Origin of the sequence: uncultured Cetobacterium sp. (assembly GCF_947038635.1) — a bacterium.
Classification (GTDB): Bacteria; Fusobacteriota; Fusobacteriia; order Fusobacteriales; family Fusobacteriaceae; genus Cetobacterium_A.
Genome location: NZ_CAMQXC010000110.1, coordinates 1 through 7,548 on the forward strand (window position 1 = coordinate 1; position 7,548 = coordinate 7,548).

The window sequence follows — 7,548 nt, forward strand, 5'->3', positions numbered from 1 at the left end:
AGCTTTTGTTATGTATGTATGGCAGTACAGTTTTGAAATTAAGAAAAGATATCTTAAGTTTGTAAATTTAACTGATTATAAAGAAAATTTTAATGTTCTAAAAAATGATAGTGAATTACCTCTTTATGCAGGAAATGTAGTTTATCTTACAAAATCTAAGTTATGGAATCAAGTAGAACCCAAAGTTATATACTCAATATTTAATAATGAACCTAAAAAAGCTGATAACTATTGGTTTATAAATATAAATGTAACTGATGATCCTTATACAAGGGAGTATATTTTCAATAAAATAGAGGAGAATAGAATATTTGTAATAGACTTTAATTTAGGATTTAGAGTGTCTCAAGGAATAAACACATTGATGTTCCAAGTAATTCGAGATTTAATAAAGTCAGGAGAGGTTGTGTTTAAACCAAGAAATTATATGATAGATTATGAAAATTTAAAAGGGATTGGAAACTTTAAATTTATAATAATAGAAGAGGTATTAGCTTTAGAAAATGATTTCTCAGCATGGGATAGTTTTATAATATCAACTCAACTATTTATAAAAAAATTCACAGTTTCACCTCAAAAATGGTATGGAATTGATACTAGTGTTGTTGATGTTGAAAAAGTTCCAATTTTATTTAGTAGAGGACTACCTGATGAAAATATAAAAAGAATAAAGTAATAAAAAAGGTCGTATAGTTACGACCTTTTCTTTTGCTATGCTTTTAAATAGTTATATTCTTTCATTACTCTTTTAACATAGTTCTGAGTTTCTTTAAATGGTGGAATACCATTATATTTTTTAACATTTCCAATTCCAGCATTGTATGATGCTAGAGCTAATTTTAAATTATTATTTTGCTGTTCTAAACACCAAGCAATATATTTTGTTCCACCTTTTATATTAGCATTCATATCATTAGGATTAACTTTCATAAGTTTTGCTGTTTTAGGCATAAGCTGCATCAATCCTCTTGCACCAGCTGTAGAAATAGTGCTATGTTTAAAATCACTTTCAACTTTTATTATAGCAGCAATTAACTCTGGTTCAACATCATGCTTTTCTGAATTCTCAATAATACTTTTATATATATTAGTAGCAGTTTTTTCTGTAGTGGTATTTTTCTTTACGTAATCTTTTATTTTATCTGAAGAGTTGTTTTCCTGAGAGAAAACGCAGATTGTTAAAATAAAAAATAGCGCAACAAATTTAAATATTAACTTCAATAAACCTCACCTCTTGTAAAAAATATCACATAGTTATTATAGCATAAAAACCAATAAAATAAAAGGAAACCGCGAGTCAACTAAAGAGATTGACTACGATTTCCTTGACTACTTGCTTATTTGTAGATTAAAATTTTTTTTATTTTTTTTGCAATCTTAAGCTTTCTAAATGCAAATTTTCTTTTAAATTTTTTATTTTTCCCTCTTTTTGTTTCATTAAATCCTTGATTAAAAGATTTTTTAAATTCATAAAAACACCCCCAATTATAACTCCCTTAATAAAATATATACTATATATTTTTTAATAAATCAATATATTCTATATAAATATACGAGAAAAGAGACAAAAATCTTTTTTTGAGATAAATAAAATTATTATTAACGTTAAATTTACTGTAACTTAATTTTGCTTTAACATATTTTTGTTAAAATAAGTATATTTACATAATATTAGGGAGGAAGTAAAGATGATATTTAAAGGAAGTTTTGATAGCAATAAAAAAATCGAAAAATTAGAGTATAAATTTACGGTGTCAAATGATATAAATAGAATCTCTTTAAATTTAAATAAGGGACCTTTTGAACATATAATAATATCTTTAGAAGATAGCGAAGGAAGAACTAGAATTTTAACATCTTTCAAAACTACTAAGAAAAAATATTATTTAACAACACACTGGGAAAGTACATCTAATTGTTGTATTCCTGGAGAGTTACCAGAAGGTGAATGGAGACTAAAGATGTTGAAGAATTATATTGTAGATGGGGAATTTGAATTAGAGATAAAAATTGAAAATGGAAATCTGATAAAAAAAGAAAATATGAAAAAAATAACTTTAAAAGATTGTTATTTAGATACAAAAGAATGGTATGCAGGAGAACTTCACAACCATACAAATATATCTGATGGAAGTATATCTTTAAGAGATATAAAAAAAGAGTTAATAAAAAAGGAGGTTGATTTTATATTTCCAACAGAGCATAACAGTGTTTTAACAAAATATCCAGATATAGATATTCCTGTAATACCTTCAACAGAGCTAACACTAGATAACTTAGGACACTTTAATCTTTTTGGTTTAAAAAAGTTAATAGATTACTATAATCATATAGATGAAGATGATACCAAAGAGGTTTCATTGACAAAAATCTTTAAAGAGGTTAAAAAACAAGGAGGTTATGTGTCATTAAATCATCCATTTCACAACACCTCAAGAATGTTTTTAGGATTGTTTTATAACGTTGATTTGAAAGATTTAGATTTTGTTGAGGTAATAAACTCTCCAACGAGGGAGAATAATAATCCATACTATGATAAAAAAGCACTAGAAGCATTAGATATGTTATGGTGTGATGGGCATAAAATATTTGCAGTAGGTGGAAGCGATAATCATGGAGAGGTTTTAGGGGATCCTTTAAACTATATAAGATTAGATAAATACGAAACTAAAAATATTTTGGAAAATATGAAAAAAGGGCGAAGTTATATATCTAGAATTGGAGAGATAAAACTTAGAATGGAAAATAATGGGCAGATTATATATCCAGGAGATGAAGTTAATGGCGAGATCAGAATAAAGATACTTTCTTCACAAACTTTAATTTGGAGAGTTATAAAAAATGGAAAAGTTATAAATATGATTGTAGGACAAGAGATTAATATTTTTAATGAACTTAAAGAGGGAGAATACTTAAGAATTGAGGGAGTATCAGAAAAAGATGAACCTATGGTAGTAATAAATCCAATATTTAATAGTTTGAAAGAACCGAAGTTAGAAAAGTGGTTCCAAATAAAAGATAAAGTGTGGACAGAGTGAAAAAGTTACTTTGAATACTAATTCAAAATAATAAAAATAAAAAAAGTATTGATTTATAGTACAAAAAGAGTTATTATTGGTGTACACTAAAAAATACATTTATTAGGAGGCTATTATGTCATATGCTTTTTTCATGCCATCAATTTCTTATATGGGAGAGGGATGTATTAAAAATCTAGGAAATGAAATTAAATCGAGAGGTTTAAAAAAGTCTTTAATAGTAACAGATAAAATATTAGTAAATATTGGTTTAGTTAAAAAATTAACAAATGTATTAGATGAGAATAAAATAGAGTATATTATCTTTGATGAAACAAAACCAAATCCAACAGTGACAAATGTTAATGATGGATTAAAAATATTAAAAGATAATGGATGTGATTTTGTAATATCTTTTGGTGGAGGATCACCTCATGATGCAGCAAAAGGGATAGCTTTAGTAGCTGCGAATGGTGGAGATATTAAAGATTATGAAGGAGTAGATAGATCTGCACACCCTCAACTTCCTTTAATGTCTATAAATACAACAGCTGGAACAGCTTCAGAGATGACAAGATTCTGTATAATAACAGATGAAGATAGACATGTAAAAATGGCTATAGTAGATAAAAATGTAACTCCAATTATAGCTGTAAATGATCCAGAGTTAATGTTAGATATGCCAAAGAGTTTAACAGCAGCAACAGGTATGGATGCTTTAACACATGCAATAGAAGCTTATGTTTCAACAATTGCAACTCCAGTAACAGATGCATGTGCTGAAAAAGCTATAGAGTTAATCTCTAAGAACTTGAGAGATGCAGTATTCAATGGAAAAGATATTAAAGCTAGAGATAATATGGCTTATGCAGAGTATTTAGCAGGAATGGCTTTCAACAATGCTTCATTGGGATATGTTCATGCAATGGCTCACCAATTAGGTGGATTCTATGATTTACCTCATGGTGTGTGTAATGCGATTTTACTTCCTCACGTAGTTAGATACAATGCTGAGGTATCAAAAGAAAAATTAAGAAAAGTTGCGATACTTTTAGGAGTAAACCCTCATATTTTAAATGAGAATAACTCAGCTGATTTAGCAATAGAAGAGATTGTAAAACTATCAAATGACATTGGAATTCCAAAAGGAATAAAAGAGTTAGGAGCTAAAGAGGAAGACTTTACTATTTTAGCAACAAACGCTTTAAAAGATGCATGTGGATTTACAAATCCTAAGCAAGCTACTTTAGAAGAGATTATTGAGATATATAGAAGTGCAATGTAATTAATATAGATATTTAAAAAAGTGTCAGAATTTGTTTCTGGCACTTTTTTACTATGTAAAGAAATTATAGAAAAAATTAAATAAAAAATGTTAAAAAATTTGAGCTCAATTAATAAACATAGTATAATGAAATAGAAGCTTAAAAGTATTGCATATAGCAATATTGTAGAAAAAAATATAATTTTTAATAAAAAAGAGGTGAATAATATGATTTTAATGATAGATAATTTTGATTCTTTTACATATAATTTAGTTCAATATCTTCAAATGTTAAATGAAACTGTTATTGTTAGAAAAAATAATATTTCAATTGAAGAAATAAAAAAAATATCTCCAGACTTAATTGTTATATCACCTGGACCAGGTAATCCAGATACAGCGGGAAATAGCATTGAAATTATAAGAAAATTTAAAAATGAAATTCCTATTTTAGGAATATGCTTAGGACATCAGGCAATTTGTCAGGTATTTGGAGGAAAAATAGTCAAAGGGAAAGCTCCTGTTCATGGAAAAGTTAGTTCTATAAAACACAATTCAAAAGGAGTATTTTTAAATCTTCCTAAAAATTTAAGAGTAACTCGTTATCATTCACTTCTTTTAGAAAAAGAGAGTCTTCCTAATTGTTTAGAAATTACAGCAGAAACGTTTACAGGAGAGGTAATGGGAGTTAGACATAAAGATTATTTAATAGAAGGAGTTCAATTTCATCCAGAAGCAATTTTAACCGAAAATGGAATTGATATGTTAAAAAATTTTTTAATGGAGGCTAAAAGTGCTAATAAAAGAATTTGATCTCGAAATTGATCCTATAGATATATTTGAAAATTTTTTAATGGATGATACTCCAATTTTTTTAGACAGTCAGAAAAATGAAAATGAACTAGGACGTTATTCTATAATTGCAAGTAATCCTTTTATAAAATTTTCTAGCAAAAATAGTTTTATAACTATAATTGATAAAAAAAGTGGTACAACAAATTCTTTTAAAGGTGACTCTTTAAAAGAATTATCGAAACTACTTGAAAAATATAAAATTAATTATAATGGACCCCTTCCATTTATAGGTGGAGCTATGGGGCATTTCTCATATGAATTACTTCATGAAATTGAAAATATAAACTTAAATCAGATTGATGATTTAAATATTCCAGATATAAATGTTGGAGTATTTAATGAAGTAATTGTTATTGATAATGTTTTAAAAAAATTATATTTAGTAATAAATGATTTTATACCAGATGCTAATAAAAATATTTTATTAATTGAAAAAAAACTTAAAAGTAAAGCTTTAGGTTCTAATATATTTTTTGATAAAAATATACAAATAAAAAATTGTATTTCTAAAGAAGAATATTTAAAATGTATAGAAGAAGTGAAGAAAAATATAGAAAATGGAATTGTTTATCAGATTAATTATACACAAAGATTTCAATGTGAATTAAATAAAAGTCCATTTACTTTATATAAAAGACTTAGAAAGACAAATAAAGCTCCTTTTGCAAGTTTTCTATCTTTTAAAGATTATGAGATAGTTTCAAATTCTCCTGAAAGATTTATAAGAGTTCAAAATAAAAGAATTGATACAAGACCAATAAAAGGAACTATAAGTAGAGGAAAAACTCAAAAAGAAGATGAAGAAAACTTTTCGATTTTATCTAAAAGTGAAAAAGATCAATCAGAACTTTTAATGATTGTAGATTTAGAAAGAAATGACTTAGGGAAAATATGTGAAACAGGTACCATAAAAGTTAAAGATCTTTTTTATATAGAAAAATATTCTACAGTTTTTCAACAAGTTGCTAATGTCGAGGGAATACTTAAAGAGAATATAAAATTTGACGATATTATGAGAGCAACTTTTCCAGGAGGGTCTATAACTGGAGCACCTAAAATTAGTGCAATGGAATTAATTGGAAAGTTAGAAAAAACAACTAGAAATATTTACACAGGATCAATAGGTTATATTAGTTTTAATGGAAACATAGATTTAAATATTGTTATAAGAACAATTTTATGTAAAGAAAATAAAGCTTATTTTCAAGTAGGTGGAGGAATTGTTTGGGACTCTGATGCTGAAAGCGAATTTGAAGAAAGTTTATTAAAGGGTAAAGCATTAAAAGAGGCATTGTTATGGCAAGAGAGATAAAGAATATTCCAGATGGATTTTTATATGGATATGGATTATTTGAAACAGTAAAAATAGAAAATAAAAAACCTCTTAATTTAGAAAAACATTTTAAAAGATTGTCATCTTCAGCTAAAATATTAAATATAAATATGGATTTAAATGATATTCAATTTAAAAATTTATTCTTAAATGAGATAAATTTACATATTGAAAATAATTATATTTTAAGAATATCTGTTGTAAAAGATAATAACTCTACAAAGTATTTTTTTAATAAAAGAGAAAATGTATATGATTTTAAAAGTTATGAAAATGGATTTAAACTTAAGATTTCATCGATAAAAAGAGATAGAAATTCAACTATAATTTATCATAAAACTTTAAATTATATGGAAAATATTTTAGAAATTTCAAAAGCTAAAGACAATGGATATAATGAAGTTTTATTTTTTAATCAAGAAGGATATTTATGTGAAGGTGCTATAAGCAATATATTTTTAATAAAAGATAAGATTGTTTATACTCCTAATTTAAAAAATGGATTACTTAATGGAATTATGAGGAATGAAGTTATAGAAAAATTAAATAACAATAATATTGAGGTTAGAGAATCAGATATAGATATAAAATTTTTATTAAATTCTGATGAAGTTTTTATAACAAATTCAATAGTTGGGATAATGAAAGTTATTCAAATAGAAAATAAAAAATTTTCAACTAAACATGTTGAAAATCTAAAAAAGATACTATCTTTATAATTTAGGTTGATGATGATTGCTAAATAATACAAAAGAGAACGATTTTAAATTGTTCTCTTTTTTATTTGAAATTTTAACTTAGGCATTAAGAATACTTTTTACAATTAATTTACTAATAATTTATTTTATATTAACAAGAAGGTGTTAAAGTAAATTAGAATTAAAGTTTTAGGGAGGAGAAAGGATGAAAAAAATTGTTTTATTAGCAACACTTTTATCAACTGTTTTAACTTATGGAGAAACTTTACAAGAGATTCAAGAGAAAGCACAAAAAGAGGGAGAGGTATTATCAGTGGGAATGCCAGATAACTGGGCTAACTGGAAAGATACTTGGAGTCAAATAAAAGAAAAATATAATAT

Annotated in this window: 6 protein-coding genes and 1 pseudogene; 6 read left to right on the plus strand and 1 reads right to left on the minus strand. The window is 25.7% G+C overall.

What is annotated here, in order from left to right; all coding sequences use genetic code 11:
- Positions 1 to 676, plus strand: a pseudogene (locus tag Q0V08_RS09480) (potassium transporter Kup); the annotation flags it as partial.
- Between the two features lie 35 nt (positions 677 to 711).
- Here the strand turns inward: Q0V08_RS09480 and Q0V08_RS09485 are convergent.
- Positions 712 to 1,221: a lytic transglycosylase domain-containing protein gene (locus Q0V08_RS09485; RefSeq protein WP_297434226.1), complete on the minus strand. Its 510-nt coding sequence runs from the start codon at positions 1,219 to 1,221 to the stop codon at positions 712 to 714.
- Positions 1,222 to 1,688: 467 nt separating this feature from the next.
- Here Q0V08_RS09485 and Q0V08_RS09490 point away from each other — a divergent pair, with 467 nt between their 5' ends.
- The 5 genes from Q0V08_RS09490 to Q0V08_RS09510 all read left to right on the plus strand — a co-directional run bounded on the left by Q0V08_RS09490 (position 1,689) and on the right by Q0V08_RS09510 (position 7,188).
- A complete protein-coding gene (locus Q0V08_RS09490) occupies positions 1,689 to 3,038 on the plus strand; it encodes a CehA/McbA family metallohydrolase (RefSeq protein ID WP_297434228.1) in 1,350 nt (449 codons plus the stop codon).
- Positions 3,039 to 3,153: 115 nt separating this feature from the next.
- Positions 3,154 to 4,302 carry an L-threonine dehydrogenase gene (gene yiaY, locus Q0V08_RS09495; protein ID WP_297434230.1) on the plus strand — a complete coding sequence of 383 codons (1,149 nt, stop codon included), beginning with the start codon at positions 3,154 to 3,156 and terminating at the stop codon, positions 4,300 to 4,302.
- 207 nt (positions 4,303 to 4,509) lie between these two features.
- Complete coding sequence (locus Q0V08_RS09500; RefSeq protein WP_297434232.1) at positions 4,510 to 5,094, plus strand: aminodeoxychorismate/anthranilate synthase component II; 585 nt, start codon at positions 4,510 to 4,512, stop codon at positions 5,092 to 5,094.
- Positions 5,075 to 6,448, plus strand: coding sequence for an aminodeoxychorismate synthase component I (gene pabB, locus Q0V08_RS09505; protein ID WP_297434234.1), 1,374 nt, complete (start codon positions 5,075 to 5,077; stop codon positions 6,446 to 6,448). Before Q0V08_RS09500 ends, pabB begins: the two co-directional genes overlap by 20 nt.
- Positions 6,433 to 7,188: an aminotransferase class IV gene (locus Q0V08_RS09510; RefSeq protein WP_297434236.1), complete on the plus strand. Its 756-nt coding sequence runs from the start codon at positions 6,433 to 6,435 to the stop codon at positions 7,186 to 7,188. The genes pabB and Q0V08_RS09510 overlap by 16 nt, the downstream gene beginning before the upstream one ends.
- Positions 7,189 to 7,548 lie beyond the last annotated feature (360 nt).

Coding starts and splice junctions, on each gene's coding strand:
- Q0V08_RS09490 (WP_297434228.1), top strand. CDS start 1,689: ATGATATTTAAAGGAAGTTTTGATAGCAATAAAAAAATCGAAAAATTA.
- yiaY (WP_297434230.1), top strand. CDS start 3,154: ATGTCATATGCTTTTTTCATGCCATCAATTTCTTATATGGGAGAGGGA.
- Q0V08_RS09500 (WP_297434232.1), top strand. CDS start 4,510: ATGATTTTAATGATAGATAATTTTGATTCTTTTACATATAATTTAGTT.
- Q0V08_RS09510 (WP_297434236.1), top strand. CDS start 6,433: ATGGCAAGAGAGATAAAGAATATTCCAGATGGATTTTTATATGGATAT.